Raw genomic sequence first — 22,235 nt, forward strand, 5'->3', positions numbered from 1 at the left:
TAGCATGTCAGCAGAAAATTTATTAGTAGAAATTGGCACTGAAGAGTTGCCACCGAAAGCACTTCGTAAACTTGCTGAGTCATTTGCTGAGAACTTAACAGCAGAACTTGCAAGCTTAGAATTAGCACATCAAGGTGTTAACTGGTACGCATCTCCACGTCGTTTAGGTTTACGTGTAACAGCACTTGAAGCAAAGCAAAGTGACAAAGTAGTTGAAAAGCGTGGTCCTGCAGTAGCTGCCGCTTTTGATGCCGATGGAAACCCAACTAAAGCAGCAATGGGTTGGGCACGTGGTTGTGGTATCGATGTAAGCGATGCAGAAACGATTGAAACAGATAAAGGTGCTTGGTTATTACATAAAGCACAGGTTGAAGGTCAAGCAACAACTTCGCTTATGAGCGATGCTGTAAACAAGGCACTTGCAAAATTACCTATCCCTAAACCAATGCGTTGGGGTGCGAGTAAAACGCAATTCATTCGTCCTGTACACACAGCGACTATTTTATTTGGTAGCACGCTAATCGAAGGTGAGATCCTTGGTAAGCAAGTTGGTAACCAATTACAAGGGCACCGTTTCCATCATCCAGAAAAAGTAACAATCAACCACGCTGATGATGTGTTTGATGTTCTGAAATCTGCGTATGTTGTTGCTGACTTCGAAGCGCGTAAAGCACAAATTCGTGAACAGATTGAAGCAGCAGCTGCAGCTGTAAATGCAAAAGTAGCGATGGATGAAGACTTACTTGAAGAAGTAACATCGTTGGTTGAATGGCCTGTAACACTAACAGCAACATTCGAAGAAGCATTCTTAGACGTTCCTTCTGAAGCGCTTATTTATACTATGAAGGACGATCAAAAGTACTTCCCGTTATTAGACCAAGATGGCAACTTACTTAACAAGTTCCTATTTGTTTCTAATATCGAAAGTAAAGATCCAAGCGTAGTAATTGCGGGTAACGAAAAAGTTGTTCGTCCTCGTTTAGCTGATGCGCAGTTCTTCTACGAAACTGATAAGAAGAAAACGCTAGAAAGCCGTTTAGAGTCGCTAGATACTGTTTTATTCCAAAAGCAACTTGGTACGCTGAAAGATAAATCTGAGCGTATTAGTGAGCTTGCAGGTTACATTGCTGAGCAATTAGGTGCCGATGCCGAGCTTGCTAAGCGTGCAGGTTTATTAAGTAAAACAGACTTAATGACCGAAATGGTCATGGAATTTACCGACGTACAAGGTGTAATGGGTATGCATTACGCGCGTCACGACGGTGAAGCTGAAGAAGTTGCACTCGCGCAAAATGAACAATATATGCCTCGCTTCGCGGGTGATAACTTACCAACAAATGTGATCAGCTGTGCTGTCGCCATTGCTGATAAGTTTGATACGCTGGTGGGTATTTTCGGTATTGGTCAAGCGCCAAAAGGTGATAAAGACCCATTTGCACTTCGCCGTGCAGCAATTGGTGCACTTCGCATCATGGTTGAAAAATCATTACCGCTAGATATCTTAGACCTTGTTGCTAAATCACAAACGCTATTCGGTGAAAAGCTAACTAACCTAAACGTATCAACAGATGTGTTTGAGTTTATGCTAGGTCGTTTCCGCGCATGGTATCAAGATGAAGGTATCGAAGTTGATGTGATCCAAGCTGTACTAGCACGTCGTCCAACTAAACCAGTTGATTTCGATCGTCGTGTTAAAGCGGTAAGTCACTTCCGTACATTAGACGCAGCAGAAGCGCTTGCAGCAGCAAATAAACGTGTAAGCAATATCTTGGCTAAAAATGACATCACAACACAAGGTGATGTAAATGAGAGCCTATTAAGCGATGACGCAGAAAAAGTATTAGCGTCACACGTTGCTAAGTTTGCAACTGAGCTTGCACCTCTGTATGCAAATGGCGATTACCAAGAAGCATTATCACAACTTGCGGGTATCCGTGAGAGTGTTGATAACTTCTTCGATAACGTCATGGTAATGGCAGATGACGAAGCGGTTAAACAAAACCGTTTAGCATTATTAAGCCAACTAAGCCGTCTGTTTTTAGATATTGCTGATATTTCTGTACTTCAGAAGTAAGCAGTAGCCAATTTATAAAAGCCAGCTCAGTGCTGGCTTTTTTGTAGCATAAGGAACAGTAATGAAACGTATAATTACTTTAGCATTAGCAGGCTTATTAACTGCCTGTTCTAGCCAAATACAAATGCCAAGCATTGACGATATTCTGCCAAGTAAAGACCTCGACCGTACTATGTATTTACGTGGTGACTTTACTCTATGGGATGCTGAGCCTCAGTATCAATTAGAGCAAGTTGCACCGGGTATATTCCAAACCGAAGTAAAATTTTCAACACCTGGTAAGGTGTATGAATTCAAAGTAGCGGATGCTGACTTTAGTGAAGGCTACAACTGTGGTTACAGTGATATGGACCCAGCAGGGCAATCATTGGTTTTAGGCCAAGCTGCTAATGCTGACTGTAATACCATCTACAATTATTTCAGCTTTAAACCCGCTGCAAAAGGTGTGTATGTAGTGAGCTTTGATTACCGCAATAGTAATCAACCAAAAGTGATAGTAACTCGAAAGTAAAAGTTGGTAGCTTGGGTAGAGCGGAGCGATACCCAACACACACTCACTTTGAAGTTAGCTGGGGTATCTAACTCTGCAACGGATTATTGATCGGGAGTGTTCGATATATCGCAGCAGATAGGTATCTCTAACACGTTGGGTTTCGTTGCTCTCAACCCAACCTACGAGCTCGTTACAACCCTTTCTTCACTAAGTATCGATACGGTGCTTGCTCTACATCTTTTGCCACAAGTGTGTGATCCATAAAAGTACAAAAGCTTGGGATATCGCGGGTGGTTGATGGGTCATCGGCGATGATAAGTAAAGTTTCGCCATCTTTCATTTTACGTACTGCGCCACGCACCATCATCACAGGTTCTGGACAACGTAGGCCAAGTGCATCTAATTGGTGATCGGGATTATCAAAACTCATGGCTGACCTTTTGGATGAAAGAGACGATTAATAAGCGGCTATTTTAACTTTCTATTGCCGCCAGTTTCAATAAGCGAAAGCAAAGCAAATAAAAAAGGCGCACTGAGCAAATCAGTGCGCCTTTTTATCACCAAGATGTTTGGTGTGAGCTCGTTATTCTACGCGCTCAAATACAGTTGCAATACCTTGGCCTAAACCAATACACATAGTTGCTAGACCGTATTTAGCGTTCTTGTCTTCCATTAGGTGAACAAGCGTTGTGCTAATACGTGAACCAGAACAACCAAGTGGGTGACCAAGTGCAATTGCACCACCATTTAGGTTAACTTTTTCATCTACCACGTCCATCAGACCTAGGTCTTTTAACACAGGTAGAGATTGTGCTGCGAATGCTTCGTTAAGCTCTGCAACATCGATATCGTCAATAGTGATACCAGCTTGTTGAAGTGCTTTTTGCGATGCAGGAACAGGGCCATAACCCATGATTGATGGATCGCAACCTGCAACAGCCATTGCTTTAATACGCGCACGAATTGGTAAACCAAGTTCTTTAGCTTTCTCTTCGCTCATTACAAGCATGGCTGATGCGCCGTCAGAAAGAGCAGATGAAGTACCTGCAGTTACGCTACCCGATGCTGGATTGAATACTGGGCGTAGTTGCGATAAACCTTCAACAGTTGTCTCAGGACGGATTACTTCATCGTCTTCAACTAAGATTAAAGAACCATCTGCATCGTGACCTTCCATTGGCAGGATTTCACGACGGAAACGACCTTCAACAGTTGCAGCGTGTGCACGTTGGTGTGAACGGTAAGCAAATTCGTCTTGTTGCTGACGGCTAATGCCGTGCAGCGTTGCAAGGTATTCTGCTGTTAAACCCATTACGCCAGCAGCTTGTGCTACAGACGTTGATAAACCAGGGTGAAAATCATTACCGTGAGTCATAGGTACGTGACCCATGTGCTCAACACCACCAATGATATAGGTATCACCAGCGCCTGTCATAATTGCACGTGCCGCATCGTGTAATGCTTGCATTGATGAACCACATAAACGGTTAACTGTTACTGCTGGTACTGAGTGTGGGATACCGGCTAGTAGTGCTGCGTTACGAGCAATGTTAAAGCCTTGCTCTAAAGTTTGTTGTACACAGCCCCAGTAAATATCATCAATTGATGCTGGATCAACGGCTGGGTTACGGTCTAACAAACCTTTCATTAAGTGAGCACTTAAATCTTCCGCACGCTTGTTTTTGAATACGCCGTTCTTTGAACGACCCATTGGTGTGCGGATACAATCTACGATTACTGGATTATTCATGTTTCTTATCCTTCCACCTTATAGAATACACGGCCTTCTTCGGCCCACTTGCGAGTTTCATCTGATACTTGGTAAATCGCACCTAAGTGAGCATACTTGTCTGCTGTTGCAACAAAGTTCGCTAAACCAGTTTGATCTAAGTAACGGAATGCACCGCCTCTAAATGGAGGGAAACCAATGCCGTAAATTAGCGCCATATCAGCTTCTTGTGGTGACGCTACGATACCTTCTTGTAAACAAAGTAGCACTTCGTTGATCATAGGTACCATACAACGGTCGATGATTTCTTGTTTATCAAAATCTTTAGGTGCATCAGTGATAGCACTTAGTAGCTCAGTTGCTGTTGCATCTTGCGATTTTTTAAGACGACCGCGACGGTCAGGTGCATATTGGTAGAAACCAGCGCCATTTTTCTGACCAAAACGTTTTTCGTTTGCAAATACAGTTACTGGGTCTTTGTCTTGACGAGCCATACGCTCAGGGAAGCCATCAGCCATTACGCCAGTGCAGTGGTAAGCTGTATCGATACCCACAACATCAAGCAGATAAGCAGGACCCATAGGCCAGCCAAATACGTTTTCCATCACTTTATCAACTTTTGCGAAGTCAGCACCTTCAACAACTAGTTTGCTAAAGCCTGCAAAGTAAGGGAATAGCACGCGGTTTACAAAGAAACCAGGGCAGTCGTTTACAACAATTGGTGATTTACCAAGTTTTAATGCGTAATCAACAACGGCATTAATTGTTGCTTCTGATGTTTTTTCACCACGAATGATTTCTACTAATGGCATTTTTGGCACTGGATTAAAGAAGTGCATACCGCAGAAGTTTTCTGGTTTTTCAAGAGCAGATGCTAATTCATCAATACGAATAGTAGATGTGTTTGAAGTTAGGATAGTGCCCGCAGGTAAGTCTTTTTCAAGACCAGCAAGAACGGCTTGCTTAACTTTAGGGTTTTCAACAACCGCTTCAACAACGATATCAGCACTTTGTAGGTCTGCATCGTTTAGCGTTGGTTTGATTTTACCTAAAGTAGCAACCATCTTATCCATCGTCATGTGGCCACGTTGTACTTTTTTACCAAGTAGCTTAGATGCTTCGCCCATACCTAAATCAAGAGCTTCTTGGTTGATGTCTTTCATGATAATAGGTGTGCCTTTATAAGCAGACTGATATGCAATACCACCGCCCATAATACCTGCACCTAATACAGCAGCTTGTTTAATTTCAAGCTCACTGTGCTTAGCTTGCTTCTTCGCTTTACCTTTAATGTATTGGTCAGCTAAGAAAATACCGGTTTGCGCGGCAGCTTCGCTTGTTGCTGCAAGTTTAGCAAAGTTAGCGTTTTCAATAGCCATTGCTTCAGCGCGTTCACAGTTTGCAGCAGCTTTGATTGTTTTTACAGCCATAACAGGTGCTGGGTAATGACCTTTTGTCTGACCCATTACCATGCCTTCAGCCATCGCAAAGCTCATACCTTGCTCAACACGGTTCATTTTCAGTGGCTGTAATTTTACTTGTCGTTTTGCTTGCCAATCTAGCTTACCAGCGATGGCTTGCTCAAGTGTTGCAATACTTGACTCTAAAAGTTTGTCAGCACTAACTACCGCGTCAAATACGCCTACTTTTAAGGCATCTTCAGCACGGTTTTCTTTGCCTGTGGTGATCCACGTCATCGCATTATCAGCACCAATAAGGCGCGGAAGGCGAACTGTACCACCAAAACCAGGCATAATGCCTAATTTCACTTCAGGTAGGCCAATTTTAGCGTTAGAGCTAGCAACGCGATAATCGGTAGCAAGTGCCCACTCACATCCACCACCAAGTGCCATGCCGTTTACAGCACTTAACGTTGGGAAAGGTAAATCTTCAATAGCGTCAAAAACGTCAGTTGCATTTTTGATCCATGCAACAAGTTCTTCTTGAGGTTTAGTGAAAGTAGGTAAAAATTCGAAAATGTCGGCGCCGATAATGAAATGATCTTTATCGCTGGTGAACACCATGCCTTTGATATCTGAGTTTGTTGCCAATTCTTTTAATGCTAAAGCGCAATCTTGCAAGGTTTGCTGCGAAAGTTTGTTTACTGAGCCGTCAGCACAGAACTTAAACTCGGCGATGTTGTCCTTGATGAAAGCAACTTCAAATGAATCGCTTTTATATAACATTATTATTCTCCCTAGTTTATTAACTAAGACTGGTACGATGAGTTTGCATTTCAATCAGTGTGCTTGCTTTAAAATGAAAATGCAACGAAAAAATTACTACGCTTTATCGCGATTGATTAAAATATAGCTGGTTTGATGCTAAGGTGTAGTGGAACTTTATTGTTAGTTATTCTTTAATTTTTGTTAAAGGTCATCATGAAAAAACAACTCCTTGGTTGGACGGCTGCCGCATTACTTTTTCCTTTTTTTGCAGCCGACGCCAACGATAAACATGACGCTTTCTTAAAAGCAGAAAAAAAGGCCCGTTACGGTGATTATCAAGACATGAAAGAGGCGGCTAATGGGCTTAATCACCCATTAAAGCCTTATGTTGAAATGGCTTATTGGCAGCGTAACCCAAGCCTTAAGCATCAAACTGAAATCGAAAACTTTTTAAACGTTTATCAAAATACGCCTTTAGAATGGCCTGTGCGAAAAACGTGGCTTGAGTACTTAAGACAGAATAATAAAAAAGCAGCGTATATTCGTAATTATCGAGAAACCAGTAATAACGAACTGACCTGCCCATACTTGAGTTTTCAATTAGATTTGGGTGCACCTGAAAAAGCTATTATGAATCAGGTGACTGATTTATGGGTGGTGGGAGATTCACAACCGAAAGAATGTGATCAGCTTTTTTCCTTATGGAAGAAAAAAGGCTACCAAACCCAGCAACGAGTTTGGCAACGCATTACATTAGCGGCTGAAGGTGGATCAGCAAGTTTAATTCCTTATTTAAAAACCTTACTTCCTCGCAATGAACAATATTTAGCTGATTTATATTTAACAGTGCGAAGAGACCCAAGTGCATCAGCTGGCTTATATCGATTTAAAAATAAAACAGCCAAAGAGGGACAAATAGCACTTTATGGTGTGAAGCTTTTAGTTTGGCGAGATAAAGATTTAGCACTAAGGGCGTGGGAAAAACTCGATAAAATGTTCACCTATACGGATGAACAAAAAGCGGATGTGTATTACAGCTTTGCTTTATCGCTCGCTTCAAGTGGTCATAATCAAGCGCGTTTTTGGCTTAACAAAGTACCGAAAGAGCGGCAAACAAGTAAACTTATGCAATGGCAGCTTGCTAACATGCTTGAAAGACAAGATTGGTCAGGGATCGCTGCCTTTTTTACCGGTAAAGAAAATTTAAGTTTAGGGCAGCAATATTGGTTGGCATATAGCTTAAATCAGCGTGGCGAAGTCGAACGAGCTCGTGCTATATGGCAAACAGTGGCAAAAGAGCGTGATTATTATGGGTTTTTAGCATCTGCTCGGTTAGGTATCCCTGTAAGCTTAAATAACAAAGGATTACAAGTAAGTGATCAACTCAAGCTTGAGGTTGCAAATGCACCTGGTTTTAAACGGGCTCGAGCGCTTTATGAGCTTGAACGTTTCACATCTGCGCGTCGTGAGTGGAATTATTTGACAGATACATCAACCAAAGAAGAAAAGCTCGCGGCTTCGATGCTCGCGGCAGAGCTTGACTGGTATGACAGCACTATTTATACCTTGGCACAAATAAAAGAGTGGGATTATGTCGAGCTGCGCTTTCCATTTGCCTTTAAAAATATTTTTGAAAACTACAGTAATCGCAGTCATATAGATGTTGCGTGGAGTATTGCAATTTCACGACGTGAAAGTTCGTTTGCTCCTGATGCTCGCTCTCATGCCAATGCTTACGGTTTGATGCAATTGTTACCAAGTACAGCGAAATATATGAATAAAAGCGCTGTATCCCGAAAACAGTTATATCAACCGCGAACAAATATTCGTTTAGGTAGTCAATATCTACAGTATTTGAAAAAGAAAAATCATGGCAATGAGATCTTAGCTACGGCTTCTTATAATGCGGGTTATCATAGAATTAAGCGCTGGATACCAGAGCAAGCAATGCCAGCAGAGTTATGGATAGAGTTAATTCCTTACACAGAAACGCGCAACTATGTAAAAAATGTTTTTGCGTATAGGCAGGTATACCATACGCGTCTTGGTCGAGATGGTAATGTATTGGCGCCAATTCTTGATATGACTATGGGTGGTTAGTTTATATATGTTGCTAAATTGCCTCTGTTGGGGGATATAGCCGACTATGATAGACTGACAACAAGTTAAATTTACTAAAATGGGTTTACTATGGATAAATTAGCGGTGTTATACGCCGAACACATTGCAACCTTACAACAGCGTACTCGAACTATTACAGAGCGTGAAGGTTTAGAAGGGTTGGTGATTCACTCAGGTCAAGCTAAGCGCCAGTTTTTAGATGACATGTATTATCCGTTTAAAGTGAATCCACAATTTAAAGCCTGGTTGCCGGTGATTGATAATCCACACTGCTGGATTGTGGTGGATGGTACAGCAAAACCTAAATTAATCTTTTATCGTCCTGTTGATTTTTGGCACAAGGTACCCGATGAACCTCGTGATTTTTGGGCTGAGTATTTTGATATTGAATTGTTAGTTCAGCCAGATCAGGTAGAGAAACTGCTTCCTTACGACAAGGCTAAATTTGCCTATATCGGTGAATATTTAGAGGTTGCTCAAGCGCTGGGCTTTAGCATTATGAACCCTGAGCCAGTAATGAACTACTTGCATTACAATCGTGCTTATAAAACGCAATACGAACTTGAGTGTTTGCGTCAAGCCAACCGTATCGCAGTAGAGGGTCACAAAGCAGCACGCGATACTTTCTTTGCTGGTGGTTCAGAGTTTGATATTCAGCAAGCTTATCTCATGGCAACGCGTCAGAGTGAAAACGAAATGCCATACGGCAATATTGTTGCGCTTAATGAAAACTGTGCGATTTTGCATTACACCCATTTTGAGCCTCAAGCACCGCAAAGCCATCGTTCTTTCTTAATTGATGCGGGTGCTAACTTTAATGGTTATGCGGCAGACATCACGCGTACCTATGATTTTAAAAAGTCAGGCGAATTTAGTGACTTAATCAAGGTAATGACTGAACATCAAATTGCTTTAGGTAAGTCTTTAAAGCCAGGTTTGTTATATGGCGAACTGCATTTAGACTGTCATCAACGTGTAGCACAAGTACTGAGCGACTTTAATATTGTGAAGTTACCAGCTGCTGAGATTGTTGAGCGTGGTATTACTTCAACCTTCTTCCCACATGGTCTTGGTCATCATTTAGGCTTGCAAGTTCATGATATGGGCGGCTTTATGGCTGATGATAAGGGGACGCATCAGGCACCGCCAGAGGGTCATCCTTTCCTTCGTTGTACTCGTTTAATCGAGAAAAACCAAGTGTTTACAATTGAACCAGGTTTATACTTCATCGAATCATTACTTGGTGACCTTGCGCAAACTGATAACAAGCAATTCATTAACTGGGAAAAAGTTGAAGAGTTCAAGCCATTTGGCGGCATCCGTATTGAAGATAACATTATCGTTCATGAAGATAGCTTAGAAAACATGACCCGTGATCTACACTTAGATTAATCGTTACATGTTAGTGAATGTCGGGGCCGCTTGGCCCCATTTTTTTAGATAAACAATTATGTCTGAATATCAATATCCGGCTGAGCCGGTTTTTTACCAAGAAGAAATTAAAAAAAGCACCTTTATTGTGCATATTGCCCACACCCCAGATCTAGCGGCTGCAAAAGCCTTTATTAAAGAAATCCAAGATAAATACAGTGATGCACGACATAATTGTTGGGCGCATGTTGCAGGCAACCCAGGTGGTAGTCACGTTTATGGTTTTTCGGATGATGGAGAGCCAAATGGCACTGCCGGTAAGCCCATGCTTAATGTGTTAACTGGATCGGGTATCGGTGAAATAACGGCGGTAGTAACACGTTATTTTGGTGGTATTAAGCTTGGTACAGGCGGTCTAGTACGTGCTTATGGCGGTAGTTTAAATAATGCTATGCGTGAGCTTAAAACCATCACGAAAGTTCCGAGTATTGAGTTAATTGGCCACAGCGACTACAGCGCACAAGGGGCAATAGAGCAGTTACTAAAAAGTAAATATCAAGTGCTTAATATTGATAAGCAATTTGCTGAAAACATTACTTGGCAAATAGAGATTGATAGTCGGCAAGCTGAGCAAGCCATTAATGATGTGCATGAGCTTACTCATGGAGCAGTGGTGCTAAAACTCAGAAAAGTTTGAAATGTAAAAATAATACATTCCGTTTACTTACAATTAAGCCTATAAGACAATAAACTGTATTAGCTAAATCAATTAAATAAGAAAGCGATACGCCTCGATGCAATTTCGTACCATAATTAAAATTCTCGGCCAACTTGTGGCACTATTTAGTATCACCATGGTGCCACCGGCACTGGTGTCTTTAATTTATAAAGACGGTGGTGGTGTGCCATTCGTTCTTGCTTTCATCTTTAGTGTTGTGATTGGTTTAGCGGCTTACTATCCGAACCGTCATGAGCATGGTGATCTAAAAGCCCGAGAAGGCTTCTTGATTGTGGTTTTGTTCTGGCTGGTACTAGGTACCTTCGCAGCAGTGCCTTTAGTGTTCTTACAAGAGCCTAACCTCTCCTTAGCTGACTCCGTATTTGAAGCCTTTTCAGGGCTAACAACCACAGGTGCTACGGTACTAACCGGAATTGAATACCTGCCTAAGTCTGTACTCTTTTATCGCCAACAATTGCAGTGGTTAGGTGGTATGGGGATCATCGTACTCGCGGTCGCGGTACTACCTATGCTAGGGGTCGGTGGTATGCAGTTATATCGTGCAGAAACCCCAGGACCTGTTAAAGACTCTAAAATGACGCCGCGTATTGCCGATACAGCAAAGCATCTTTGGTATATTTATGTATCGCTAACAATTGCCTGTACTTTAGCGTACTGGGCTGCGGGTATGGATTGGTTTGATGCGATTTGTCATGCGTTTTCTACTATTGCGATTGGTGGCTTTTCTACTTATGACGCGTCAATGGGGCAGTTTGATAGCCCTGTCATTAATTTTATTTGTGTGGTGTTTTTGCTTATTGCAGCAATTAACTTCTCACTTCACTATGCGGCGGTATCATCACGCAGTATTCGTGTTTATTTACGCGACCCTGAATTTAAAGTGTTCTTACTCATTCAATTAGCATTGGTGATTGTCTGTTTTACGGTATTGTCATCGAATAACATTTATGCCGATGGTGATGAGACTCTCGACCAAGCTATGTTCCAAGCGGTATCAATGAGTACCACCGCGGGCTTTGCTACCGATAATTTCTCGGCATGGCCTTTGTTTTTACCTATTCTACTTATCTTTTCAAGTTTTATTGGTGGCTGTGCAGGTTCCACTGGCGGCGGCATGAAAGTAGTACGTGTGTTCTTACTTTATTTACAAGGTATTCGCGAGCTAAATCGACTTGTGCATCCTAGGGCTATTTACTCTATTAAACTGGGCCGAAAAGCGTTGCCCGATAAAGTAGTCGAAGCCGTTTGGGGGTTCTTTTCTGCCTATGCTTTGGTGTTTGTGATCATCATGCTGGCATTGATGGGGACGGGTATGGACAATATAAGTGCATTCTCTGCAACGGCCGCGTGCTTAAATAACTTAGGCCCAGGGTTAGGTGAAGTTGCTGCGCATTATGGTGCCATTTCAGATTCAGCCAAATGGCTATTAACGATAGCTATGGTGTTTGGTCGTCTAGAAATATTTACCTTGTTAGTGTTATTTACTCCAACCTTTTGGCGTGGATAAAACGAGTATGTGATTTTCTGTTAGTGGAGGCGAAACAATGCCGAAGACACAAAAACAAATTAATCTTGAAAAACTGGGCTGCATTCCTGCTGGTAGTTTGGTTGATATTGAAATCACCACACCAACTGATAGTAAACGCGTAAAAACAGAGTTTATTGGTTTGTTAAATGATCAATATATAATCTTAAATTACCCATCTATAAAGCGGATAGCGAATGCACATGAATACATTAAAGATGCTGTAATGATTATAATACGTGCTGTACTTGAGACGGGTGGTGGTCAAGTCATTGCGTTTCGTCAGCAGGTTAGTGCAATTTCATCGCATCCTCATCGCTTAATTTTTCTAAACTTTCCACAGCAAGTGCAGCTTTATAGTTTAAGAAGTGAAACGCGAATTCCCACACTATTTTCTGCAAACTTACTGATCAAAGAGCAAACACTCGAAGGCCTCATTAAAGATATTTCTCTCACTGGCGTGCAGTTTGATATCGACAGCAAAGAAGACTTGAGCCAGCTCAAAGGGCAAGAGTGTAAGGTTGTGCTAAGTAAACGGGAGTTTAATGGCACTGTATGTCGAGTACGTAAAAGAGCGGCAGGTTTTATTTTAGGTATTCAGTTAGATTCGAGTAAAGATGAAATGAAAGGCTTTATGAAAGAACATTTAATCGACTTGTCTGTACTTGAAAAATAGCAGAAGTCGCCATTTTGCAACAAAGTGGCGACTTTTCATGTTTTTATCCTGCCAACACCTAAATTAATTCATAATAAACTTAAATTTACCTTAAAAATCAATGTTTTGAATGTGGTTTTTATTTTCGTTTTTTTATTTTAATTTCTTCGTTCAGATTGAGTTTATATTCAAACTCAGAAAAATTTGCTTTTCTGATCCTGTATTACACCCACTGTCTCCATTTTAAATCTTGTAAGTTATTGATTCTAAATTATGTAAAAAAACTACCATTCACTCTGTTGCAAAATAGCAACAAAAAAATCGACTAATTTTTATTAAAAACCATGTTTTAACATGAAAGTTATTGATTTTTATGGCTTTTTAAACATTGGCATCGAAGTTGAAATAGTCCTAGCGAACACAGAGAAAAACTGATTCAGGAATATATCCTTTATCAAAGTTGAGACAACATTGAAGGAATAGTGATTATGAAAACATTACATAAAACTTTAGCACTGGTAGCTCTTGCAACATCTTCAGCAGCGTTTGCTGCAGATTTTGACACATTAGATGTTAATGGTGATGGCGCTATCAGCAAAAGTGAAGCATCTGTAAGCGAAGCACTAATGAGTCAATTTAAAGAGCTAGATACAGATGGTAACGGTGAGCTTTCTAAAGAAGAGTATTCAAAAGCTTAATTTCATTGTAAGGACACACTGAAAAGGACTTTCTAACTCAGACAACACACTTTGAAGGAATGACATTATGAACACAGTAAATAAAACACTTGCACTTATGGCACTAGTATCTTCATCAGCAGCATTTGCGATGAGTGATTTCGATACCCTAGACGTTGATGGCGATGGTGTAATCAGCCAAAGCGAAGCGTCTGTTGATGCAGAGTTAATGAGCAAATTCAGTGAACTAGACACTGACGGTAACGGCGAGTTATCGAAACAAGAGTTCTCAAAAGCTTAATGCAATTAAATAACAGTTTACTTAGCTGATCAGTTCTGTGCTGCCAAAGACAGCCTAAATGGATAAGGGAATCCATGAAAAAGGACAATACCGGAAGTGCGATCAGCTAACACTTAATATTGAAGGAATATGATTATGAAAACAGTTAATAAAACCTTAGCACTTATTGCACTTGTATCTTCATCGGCAGCATTTGCAGCAACAGACTTTGATACCTTAGATGTAGACGGTAACGGCGTGATCAGCAAAAGCGAAGCGGCCGTTGATGCAAACATCATGTCGCAGTTCAAAACATTAGATGTTGATGGCGACGGCGTTCTTACTGAAGCAGAGTTTTCTAAAGCCGAATAACTGAACTAATACGCAGTTATACCAGTTTCCACTAAACAGGGATCTCAGAAATGGATTTCACTCTTTTCAAATTTTGAGGTAGTTATTATGAAACAGTTAAGCACAACAATCGCAATTTTAGCATTAGCAACATCATCAGCAGCTTTTGCACAGGGCGTAAGCTTTGCAACATTTGATACTGACGGCGATGGTGTGATCAGTAAAGAAGAAGCATCTGCAAATACACAGCTTGAAAAGTTATTCCCAGAGCTAGACAGCGATGGTAATGGCGAACTATCAAAAGAAGAGTTCGCTCAAATCCAATAGAATCTTTTAGAAAAGTTAGGTACTTTCACTTCAAGAGTCGTAAAGCAGCTGTGATGGCTGCTTTTTTCGTTTATAAGCTTTTACTTACAAGAAGATAGCACTTACTTGGAACAGCTTTTCAACAACCGTAATGTGCTTTTTATCAATCAAGAACATGATTACGTGGTCACCAGACTGAATAACCGTATCGTCATGGGCAATCAGTACGTCGTCGTTACGTACTATTGCGCCAATAGTCGTACCTGCGGGTAGTTTGATATCAGCAATTGCGCGGCCAACAACTTTAGAAGTATGCTCATCACCATGAGCAACCGCTTCAATGGCTTCTGCTGCGCCTTTACGCAATGAATAAACATTAACGATGTCACCACGACGAACGTGTGTTAGCAGCGCCGAGATGGTTGCTTGCTGAGGCGAAATAGCAATATCAATTTCACCACCTTGTACTAAGTCGACATAAGCACCACGCTGAATAAGCACCATGGTCTTTTGTGCGCCCATACGCTTTGCCAGCATCGCAGACATAATATTTGCTTCATCGTCGTTAGTTACCGCAATGAACACATCAACCTGCTCGATATGTTCTTCTGATAACAGCTCTTGATCAGAGGCATCGCCACAAAACACCACGGTGTTATCAAGCATTTCGGATAACTGCGCAGCTCGCTCTTTATTCCGCTCAAGTAATTTAACACTGTGATTTTTCTCGAGTGAACGAGCAAGTCCTGCACCGATGTTACCACCACCGGCAATCATGATCTTTTTGTATGAACGTTCGAGCTTTTGCAGCTCATTCATTACCGCTCGAATATGCTTGGTTGCAGCGATAAAGAACACTTCATCGTCCGCTTCGATAACGGTTGTGCCAAGCGGTTTAATTGCTTTACCTTGACGATAAATAGCCGCTACGCGAGTTTCGACATTCGGAATGTGTTCTTTCAAGGCTGAAAGAGCATAACCAACCAGTAAACCGCCGTAATACGCTTTCACCGCAACTAGCGATAACATGCCATCGGCAAATTGTAATACCTGTAAAGCGCCCGGATAATCGATTAAGCGACGAATATACTTAGTAACCAACGCTTCAGGCGCAATATAGTGATCAACAGGTAAGTCATCGTTATGGAATAGCTTTTCGCGATACTTTAAGTATTGCTCTGAGCGAATTCGGGCTATTTTGGTTGGGGTGTTAAAAATACTATAAGCGACTTGGCAAGCGACCATGTTCACTTCGTCAGAACTGGTTACGGCAATAATCATATCGGCGTCTTCTGCACCTGCACGGCGCAATACATCGGGATGCGCACTGTGGCCAGTAACACCTTGTAAGTCGTACTTATCTTGTAACTCTCGCAAACGGTTACCGTCGATATCGACAACGGTGATCTCATTTTGCTCACCAACGAGGTTTTCTGCCAATGTGCCACCAACTTGTCCGGCACCGAGTATGATTATTTTCATAGCGTGTTCTTATTAGTGTTTTTTAACTAGCTTTGCATAGTAGAAACCGTCACTTTCACCAGGCAATAATTGCAGACCAGGTAAAGTAGGGATGTCGTTTTCATGCAGAGGTACATGTTCAGCACTTGGATTATTAGCAAGGAACTTAGCAACTTGTTGCTGGTTCTCTTGCGGTAATACAGAGCAGGTCGCGTAAACTAACGTACCACCAGGCTTAAGTAGAGGCCAGATGCTATTGAGGATATCGCCTTGTAAATTTGCCAGATCTTCAATATCAGATGCGCGTCGTAACCACTTAATATCAGGATGACGACGAATAACACCTGTTGCTGAGCAAGGCACATCAAGTAATATACGATCGAATTGCTGCTCATCCCACCAAATATGTGGTTGTGAAGCATCAGCACATTGTAGATCGGCAGTTAAACCAATGCGTACAAGATTTTGTTTAACGCGTTCAAGACGTTCGCTATCGCTATCAAGTGCTAATACGTCGGCATCGGCAAGCTCTAGAATATGGCAGGTTTTGCCACCAGGGGCCGCGCACGCATCTAAAATAACATCATCATTTTGTGGCTCAAGAAAACGTGCCGCTAACTGAGCTGCCGCATCTTGCACTGAGCAGGCACCGGTATCAAATTCTGGCAGTGCGTATACATCACACGGTTTTGCGAGTTTAATTCCATCAGGAAAGTCAGGATTTAAGGTGTGCTCAATATCATTGGCTTTAAGCATCTCGCTGTATTCTTGAGTGCTGTATTGCGCTTGGTTTACACGTAACCACATAGGTGCTTGTTGTTGGTTGGCTTCAAGGATCTCTTGCCAGTTGTCAGGGTAAGCCGCAGTTAGTTGTTTGATAAACCAACCTGGGTGGTTAAATTTGCAAACAGGAATTTGCTGCGCTTTTTCTTCAAGCTCTGCTTGTTCACGTTGAAAACTACGTAAAATCGCGTTGATCAGGCCTTTTAAACCCAGTGCGCGCATTTGCTGAAGTGCATTTACTGTTTCGCTAATAGCCGCATGAGGCGGTACACGCATATGTTGAAGTTGGTAAATACCCACATACAACAAAAACTGGAAAATACGGCGCTTACCTTTTAAGGGTTGATCTAAAAGTTGCTGGCAATAATTCTCTAAACTAGGTAAATAGCGCAGCACACCGTAGCAAATTTGTTGTAAAAGGGCCTTGTCTTTAGGCGATAAACCTTGGCTGGCAAAAGGTAGCTCTTGATTTAATGATGCACCTTTATCAACTACGTTATAGAGAGTCTCAGCAGCGAGTGCTCTTACATTACTCATTGTTTTGGCCTAATGTTGTACCCGGTTCAACCCAATCACTGCGGCCATTTAAGAAATCGCTCACTGCCATTGGCTTTTTACCTTGCGGTTGAAGAAGGGTGATTTTAAGTGCATCTTGCCCGCAGGCTACTGTAATGCCTTGTTTATCAGCAGCGATGATTTTACCTGCCTGTGCACTTTGTGTTACCACTTCAGCTTGCCAAATCTTTACTGTTTGCCCTGCCATTTCGGTAAAGCAAACTGGCCAAGGGTTAAAGGCACGGATATTACGCTCAATTTGCGCAGCATCCATTGACCAATCAATATTAGCTTCGTCTTTTGAAAGCTTCTTGGCGTAATTTGCCTGTGCGTCATCTTGCTTTTCTGCTGTGATTTCACCTGCAGCAAGACGATTAATCGTGCTGATCAGTGCATCTGGACCAAGCGCAGCCAGCTTATCGTATAAAGAGCTACTGGTTTCTGTGCTATCAATCGGGCAGCGGCTGATGTGCAGCATGTCACCGGTATCTAAGCCTTCATCCATTTGCATTATTGTTACACCTGTTTCATTATCGCCAGCCCAAATAGCACGTTGAATCGGTGCTGCACCACGCCAGCGCGGTAAAATAGAGCCATGCACATTTAAACAGCCTAAGCGTGGCGCGTCTAAAATTGCTTTTGGTAATAATAAGCCGTATGCCACCACAATCATGATGTCTGCGTTTAGGCTTGTAAGCTCTGCAAGCGCTTCAGCTGATTTTAACGATTGCGGTTGAAATACAGGTAAGTTATGAGCAAGTGCTAGCTCTTTAACTTCACTGGCTTTAAGCTTTTTACCGCGGCCCGCAGGGCGATCAGGTTGGCTATAAACACCAACAACGTCGTGCTCTGAGTCGATCAATGCTTGTAAATGGCGCGCAGCAAAATCTGGCGTACCTGCAAAAATAATGCGTAATGGTTGTGTCACAGAAATTCCTATTGATTAACTTATTGTTTTGCAGCCAGCTTTGCTTCTTTTTCAAGCTTTTTACGGATACGTTGGCGCTTTAAAGGCGATAGATAATCAATAAATAGGGTGCCTTTAAGGTGATCAAGCTCGTGCTGAATGCAAATAGCTAATAGCTCGTCAGCATCTAGGCTGAACTCTTCACCATTTTCATTTAGCGCTTTTACAGTTACTGTTTCTGCGCGGTCAACTTTTGCATATGAATAAGGCACTGACAAACAGCCTTCTTCACTTACCGTTGAGCCATCTTTCTTGGTGATTTCTGGGTTAATTAATACTAACGGTTGGTCGCGCTCTTCTGATACATCGATCACCACAATTCGCTGGTGGATATCTACTTGCGTTGCAGCTAAGCCGATACCGTTTTCGTCATACATTGTTTCAAGCATGTCTTTGACAATTTGACGAACTTCATCGTTTACTTCTGGTACTTCTTTCGCGATTGTACGTAAACGCTCATCCGGAAATCTCAAAACTTCTAACCTAGCCATAGTTACCTTTTACACTTGTGATTCATTTAGGGTATTGTATGCTCTTATTTTAGCCATTCGTGTTCACCTTTAACAGGTTTTGGTTGATAATAATCAAAAAACAACTCAAGGAAGCCAAATGAGATACTCACTAGTTGCGGCTTTGCTAGCCATTAGCTGTGCTTTTCCAGCAGCTGCTGATGTGTTAACGATCAAAAAAGACGCTCCAAAACAATATATTGTAAAGAAAGGTGATACACTTTGGGATATTTCAGGTGTGTATCTTGACCAGCCATGGCAATGGCCTGATTTGTGGCAAATGAATCCGCAAATCGCGAATCCTCACCTTATTTATCCGGGGGATGCGCTTTCTTTAATTTACGATAAAGATGGTAATCCTCGTTTGGTTAAAAATGCACGCTATAAAAAGCTGTCTCCTGAAGGGCGAATTACGCCGAAAGGTAAGCAAGCCGTCCCTACATTACCGCTTGAGTTGTTGCGTCCATACCTCACTTATCAGCAAGCTATTAGTACAGATGGTATCGCCGAACAGCCATATGTGCTTGGTGCTAGCGTCAATACAAAAATGAACACCATGGGGCATGTTTTATATGTTAAAGGCGATCTGCATCTTAACGAGGCATATGGTGTGTACCGCCAAGGTGATAAGTTGGTTGATCCTGAATCTAAAGACGTTTTGGCACACAAAGCTGAGTTAGTTGCTATTGTACGCGCATTCAGAAGTGGAGATGTTGCTAATGGGGTGCCTGCCTCAGTTAAAGTTGAGTTAGTTAAACAAGAAATAAAACCACACGATTTCTTGATGCCCGCAATGGAAGGGCAAATGTTACCTGCATACTTCACTATGAAACGCCCAGATACCACAATGAATGGCACGATTATCGCGTCAGCCAATGAGTTGCGTGAATTTAGTACCATGGATATTGTGGTTCTAAACTTGGGCGCCGATAAAGTTGAACCCGGTTTTGTGCTAGATATTCAGCGCCAATCACCAGAAGTCTTTGATGGTCGAGAGGGGCCACGTTATCGCGAAGACTCTAGTAGTCTTGAAAAACTAATTTCAGATACAAATGAGTTTTTTGGTATTGAAAGCGATCAAGACAGTAATGTATGGCATATGCCAAAGGAAAAAGTGGGTGAGTTAATGGTGTTTAAAGTATATGACAACGTTAGCTACGCATTAATAGTAAAAAACCAGCATCCAATTCGAGTTGGGGATTATGCAGTTCTAAACTAACTCACAATCTGGAGGCTCTAAGGAGGGAGCATGGTACAGGTTTCAGGCAAGCTATCCCATTGGCTTGCCTTTTATTTATGTAAAGGCCTAGGGATCAAAAGCCTTATAGCATTAAGTCAAAAGTATCCGCTTGGTGAGTTATTTTCACTCACTAGCCTACAGTTACAGCAGCTTGGTTTATCGCAGGCGCAAGCTGATAATTTAGTAAATACTGACTGGCAGTTAGTGGCTCACCATGAAACACAAATTGAGCAGTTGCAAATTAAGGTTGTGAGTTACTTTGATGACGATTATCCGCCGTTACTTAAACAAATAGCGAGTGCACCTTTATTACTGTTTTGCTTAGGTAACACGGATCTTCTGCTGTCACCGCAAATAGCTATTGTTGGTAGCCGAAATGCTACACCAATAGGCCTTGAAATAGCCGCAGAGTTTGCTCATCAACTTTCACTGGCTGGCATGACAATTACCTCTGGAATGGCTATGGGTATTGATAGTGCGGCGCATAAAGGTGCATTAGCCGGTACCGGCAACACAATTGCTGTGCTTGGAACAGGAATTGATATTGCCTACCCCAAACGAAATAAATTGTTGATTAAACAGGTGGCTGAACGTGGTTTATTAGTGTCGGAGTTCTTACCTGGCACGGCAGCTAGTGCTACTAATTTTCCACGTCGAAACCGTATTATCTCCGGCCTTTCTTTAGGTGTACTTATAGTCGAGGCGCAGATAAAAAGTGGTTCACTTGTTACCGTACGCTATGCGTTAGAGCAAAATAAAGAAGTCTTTGCAGTACCGGGATCAATTAAAAGTCCTTTGTCTGAAGCGAGCCACTTTTTGATTAAGCAAGGAGCTAAACTCACAGAAAATATAAGTGATATTCTTGATGAAGTGAGCTTTTTCTGTGAAAACAGTCTATATAGTATAGAACAACCTAGTGCAAATGAGCCTTACTGTCCTGTCTTCAACAGTATCGGGTATGAGGTCACAAGTGTTGATCAAATAACGCAGCGTAGCCAATTACCAGTCGATGAAGTACAAGCTCGGTTGCTTGACCTAGAACTTGCCGATAAAGTTGAGCGAGTGCTAGACGGTTATATAAGACTTGGAGGACATAAATATGTTTGACATCCTCATGTATCTTTTTGAAAACTACATTCATAGCGAAGCTGAAATCTTTACAGAAGAGAACGAGCTTACTGATGAGTTAGTTCGTGCAGGTTTTAATAAGCCCGAAATTTACAAAGCACTTGATTGGTTAGAGCAGCTAGCTGATCTGCAACAAAGTGATATATATCCGTATCTAAATGCACAGCCGCAGCATGCAATGCGTATTTACACTGATAGTGAGTGTCAAATGCTGAGCGTTGAGTGTCGTGGATTTTTAATGTTTATAGAGCAAATTGGTGTGATCAACACCGTTACTCGAGAAATGGTCATTGATAGACTTTGCGCTCTAGATAAGCCATACATCTCTTTGGAAGATCTAAAGTGGGTAGTGTTAATGGTGCTATTTAATGTGCCAGGTTCAGAGCAAGCTTATGCGCAAATGGAAGACTTAATATTTGACGAACCAGCCGACGTCTTACACTGAGTAGACTTTGCTTGTATCTTTGTTGAGTTTGGGTATATTAGGCGAAAATTAGCCAACCCCACAGGAATCTTATGAGTAAAATCGACCATTCTCTTTTTTCTGCAGATAAACATGCATTAGAAAAAGAGTATGAGGTTTGCCCTAAATGCGGTTCTGAGTTGGTTATGCGCAACTCAAAGTCAGGACCGTTTTTAGGCTGTGCCAGTTACCCAAAGTGTGACTACATTCGCCCATTAGCACATCATGATAGCCAACAGATAAAAGTCCTTGAAGACAGTGCCTGTCCTGAGTGTGGCAAGCCATTGGTAATTAAAAATGGTCGCTATGGCATGTTTATAGGCTGCACAGGCTATCCAGATTGTCATTATATTGCTCATGATGAAGAGCCCGATGATGCACCAGTATTGCCAGCATGCCCAAAGTGCAAAAAAGGCCAACTCGTTGCGCGTAGTAATAAGTTTGGCAAAACCTTTTATTCTTGTGATTGCTATCCACGCTGTAAATACACATTAAATCATAAACCCGTTGCAAAGCCTTGCCCAGCTTGCCAATGGCCAATTATGACTGAAAAGAAAACTGCCTCAGGTGTTGTGCTACAATGCCCGCAGAAGTCGTGTATGCATAAGTTAGTTGAATCTTAATACACTTGTTATTCGCA

General features: G+C 41.9%; 22 protein-coding genes. 15 read left to right on the forward strand and 7 right to left on the reverse strand.

Translation table 11 applies throughout. The annotated features are described in order from the left end of the window. Positions 1–4: 4 nt before the first annotated feature. Complete coding sequence (gene glyS / locus QL229_RS17565; protein WP_135923089.1) at positions 5–2,074, forward strand: glycine--tRNA ligase subunit beta; 2,070 nt, start codon at positions 5–7, stop codon at positions 2,072–2,074. Positions 2,075–2,135: 61 nt separating this feature from the next. Next, positions 2,136–2,585: a hypothetical protein gene (locus QL229_RS17570; RefSeq protein WP_281547240.1), complete on the forward strand. Its 450-nt coding sequence runs from the start codon at positions 2,136–2,138 to the stop codon at positions 2,583–2,585. Positions 2,586–2,757: 172 nt separating this feature from the next. Here the strand turns inward: QL229_RS17570 and tusA are convergent, their stop codons facing one another. The 3 genes from tusA to fadB all read right to left on the reverse strand — a co-directional run bounded on the left by tusA (position 2,758) and on the right by fadB (position 6,482). After that, the gene (tusA, locus tag QL229_RS17575) at positions 2,758–2,997 is read right to left on the reverse strand and encodes a sulfurtransferase TusA (protein WP_054554785.1); all 240 of its coding nucleotides are present in this window, start codon (positions 2,995–2,997) and stop codon (positions 2,758–2,760) included. A 153-nt stretch (positions 2,998–3,150) separates the two neighbouring features. Further along, complete coding sequence (gene fadA, locus QL229_RS17580; RefSeq protein WP_138557619.1) at positions 3,151–4,317, reverse strand: acetyl-CoA C-acyltransferase FadA; 1,167 nt, start codon at positions 4,315–4,317, stop codon at positions 3,151–3,153. 5 nt (positions 4,318–4,322) lie between these two features. Continuing rightward, positions 4,323–6,482: a fatty acid oxidation complex subunit alpha FadB gene (gene fadB, locus QL229_RS17585; protein ID WP_281547241.1), complete on the reverse strand. Its 2,160-nt coding sequence runs from the start codon at positions 6,480–6,482 to the stop codon at positions 4,323–4,325. Between the two features lie 195 nt (positions 6,483–6,677). On the opposite strand from fadB, the gene QL229_RS17590 reads away from it, so the two are divergent. The 9 genes from QL229_RS17590 to QL229_RS17630 all read left to right on the forward strand — a co-directional run bounded on the left by QL229_RS17590 (position 6,678) and on the right by QL229_RS17630 (position 14,510). Next, positions 6,678–8,564 carry a transglycosylase SLT domain-containing protein gene (locus QL229_RS17590; protein WP_281547242.1) on the forward strand — a complete coding sequence of 629 codons (1,887 nt, stop codon included), beginning with the start codon at positions 6,678–6,680 and terminating at the stop codon, positions 8,562–8,564. Between the two features lie 90 nt (positions 8,565–8,654). Further along, on the forward strand, positions 8,655–9,977 hold the full coding sequence (pepQ, locus tag QL229_RS17595) for a Xaa-Pro dipeptidase (protein WP_135923093.1): 1,323 nt from the start codon (positions 8,655–8,657) through the stop codon (positions 9,975–9,977). Between the two features lie 58 nt (positions 9,978–10,035). Continuing rightward, positions 10,036–10,653, forward strand: coding sequence for a YigZ family protein (locus tag QL229_RS17600; protein ID WP_135923094.1), 618 nt, complete (start codon positions 10,036–10,038; stop codon positions 10,651–10,653). Between the two features lie 97 nt (positions 10,654–10,750). Continuing rightward, a complete protein-coding gene (locus QL229_RS17605) occupies positions 10,751–12,202 on the forward strand; it encodes a TrkH family potassium uptake protein (protein ID WP_135923095.1) in 1,452 nt (483 codons plus the stop codon). Between the two features lie 37 nt (positions 12,203–12,239). After that, positions 12,240–12,896, forward strand: a complete 657-nt coding sequence (locus QL229_RS17610; protein WP_135923096.1) for a flagellar brake protein — start codon at positions 12,240–12,242, stop codon at positions 12,894–12,896. A 467-nt stretch (positions 12,897–13,363) separates the two neighbouring features. Continuing rightward, the gene (locus QL229_RS17615; RefSeq protein WP_135923097.1) at positions 13,364–13,573 is read left to right on the forward strand and encodes a calmodulin; all 210 of its coding nucleotides are present in this window, start codon (positions 13,364–13,366) and stop codon (positions 13,571–13,573) included. A 67-nt stretch (positions 13,574–13,640) separates the two neighbouring features. Continuing rightward, a complete protein-coding gene (locus QL229_RS17620) occupies positions 13,641–13,853 on the forward strand; it encodes a calmodulin (protein WP_135923098.1) in 213 nt (70 codons plus the stop codon). A 135-nt stretch (positions 13,854–13,988) separates the two neighbouring features. Then, on the forward strand, positions 13,989–14,204 hold the full coding sequence (locus QL229_RS17625; protein ID WP_135923099.1) for a calmodulin: 216 nt from the start codon (positions 13,989–13,991) through the stop codon (positions 14,202–14,204). Positions 14,205–14,291: 87 nt separating this feature from the next. Next, on the forward strand, positions 14,292–14,510 hold the full coding sequence (locus tag QL229_RS17630; protein ID WP_135923100.1) for an EF-hand domain-containing protein: 219 nt from the start codon (positions 14,292–14,294) through the stop codon (positions 14,508–14,510). Between the two features lie 84 nt (positions 14,511–14,594). Here QL229_RS17630 and trkA read toward each other — a convergent pair whose 3' ends face one another. Genes trkA through def form a run of 4 tightly spaced genes read right to left on the reverse strand, consistent with a single transcriptional unit; the run spans position 14,595 to position 18,746 of the window. Then, positions 14,595–15,971, reverse strand: a complete 1,377-nt coding sequence (gene trkA, locus QL229_RS17635) for a Trk system potassium transporter TrkA (protein ID WP_054563775.1) — start codon at positions 15,969–15,971, stop codon at positions 14,595–14,597. Between the two features lie 12 nt (positions 15,972–15,983). Continuing rightward, positions 15,984–17,270, reverse strand: a complete 1,287-nt coding sequence (gene rsmB, locus QL229_RS17640; protein ID WP_281547243.1) for a 16S rRNA (cytosine(967)-C(5))-methyltransferase RsmB — start codon at positions 17,268–17,270, stop codon at positions 15,984–15,986. Next, positions 17,263–18,216, reverse strand: coding sequence for a methionyl-tRNA formyltransferase (gene fmt, locus QL229_RS17645; RefSeq protein ID WP_199526973.1), 954 nt, complete (start codon positions 18,214–18,216; stop codon positions 17,263–17,265). Before fmt ends, rsmB begins: the two co-directional genes overlap by 8 nt. 20 nt (positions 18,217–18,236) lie before the next feature. After that, positions 18,237–18,746, reverse strand: coding sequence for a peptide deformylase (def, locus tag QL229_RS17650; RefSeq protein WP_135923103.1), 510 nt, complete (start codon positions 18,744–18,746; stop codon positions 18,237–18,239). Positions 18,747–18,864: 118 nt separating this feature from the next. Here def and QL229_RS17655 point away from each other — a divergent pair, with 118 nt between their 5' ends. The 4 genes from QL229_RS17655 to QL229_RS17670 all read left to right on the forward strand — a co-directional run bounded on the left by QL229_RS17655 (position 18,865) and on the right by QL229_RS17670 (position 22,218). Then, positions 18,865–19,983, forward strand: a complete 1,119-nt coding sequence (locus QL229_RS17655) for a LysM peptidoglycan-binding domain-containing protein (protein ID WP_281547244.1) — start codon at positions 18,865–18,867, stop codon at positions 19,981–19,983. Between the two features lie 30 nt (positions 19,984–20,013). Beyond that, positions 20,014–21,111 carry a DNA-processing protein DprA gene (gene dprA, locus QL229_RS17660; RefSeq protein ID WP_281547245.1) on the forward strand — a complete coding sequence of 366 codons (1,098 nt, stop codon included), beginning with the start codon at positions 20,014–20,016 and terminating at the stop codon, positions 21,109–21,111. After that, positions 21,104–21,577 carry a DUF494 family protein gene (locus tag QL229_RS17665; RefSeq protein WP_130050108.1) on the forward strand — a complete coding sequence of 158 codons (474 nt, stop codon included), beginning with the start codon at positions 21,104–21,106 and terminating at the stop codon, positions 21,575–21,577. The genes dprA and QL229_RS17665 overlap by 8 nt, the downstream gene beginning before the upstream one ends. Before the next feature lie 71 nt (positions 21,578–21,648). Then, complete coding sequence (locus tag QL229_RS17670; protein WP_135923106.1) at positions 21,649–22,218, forward strand: type I DNA topoisomerase; 570 nt, start codon at positions 21,649–21,651, stop codon at positions 22,216–22,218. The last annotated feature ends 17 nt before the right edge of the window (positions 22,219–22,235 follow it).

The organism is Pseudoalteromonas sp. PAR1, from assembly GCF_947311895.1.
GTDB lineage: Bacteria > Pseudomonadota > Gammaproteobacteria > Enterobacterales > Alteromonadaceae > Pseudoalteromonas > Pseudoalteromonas lipolytica_C.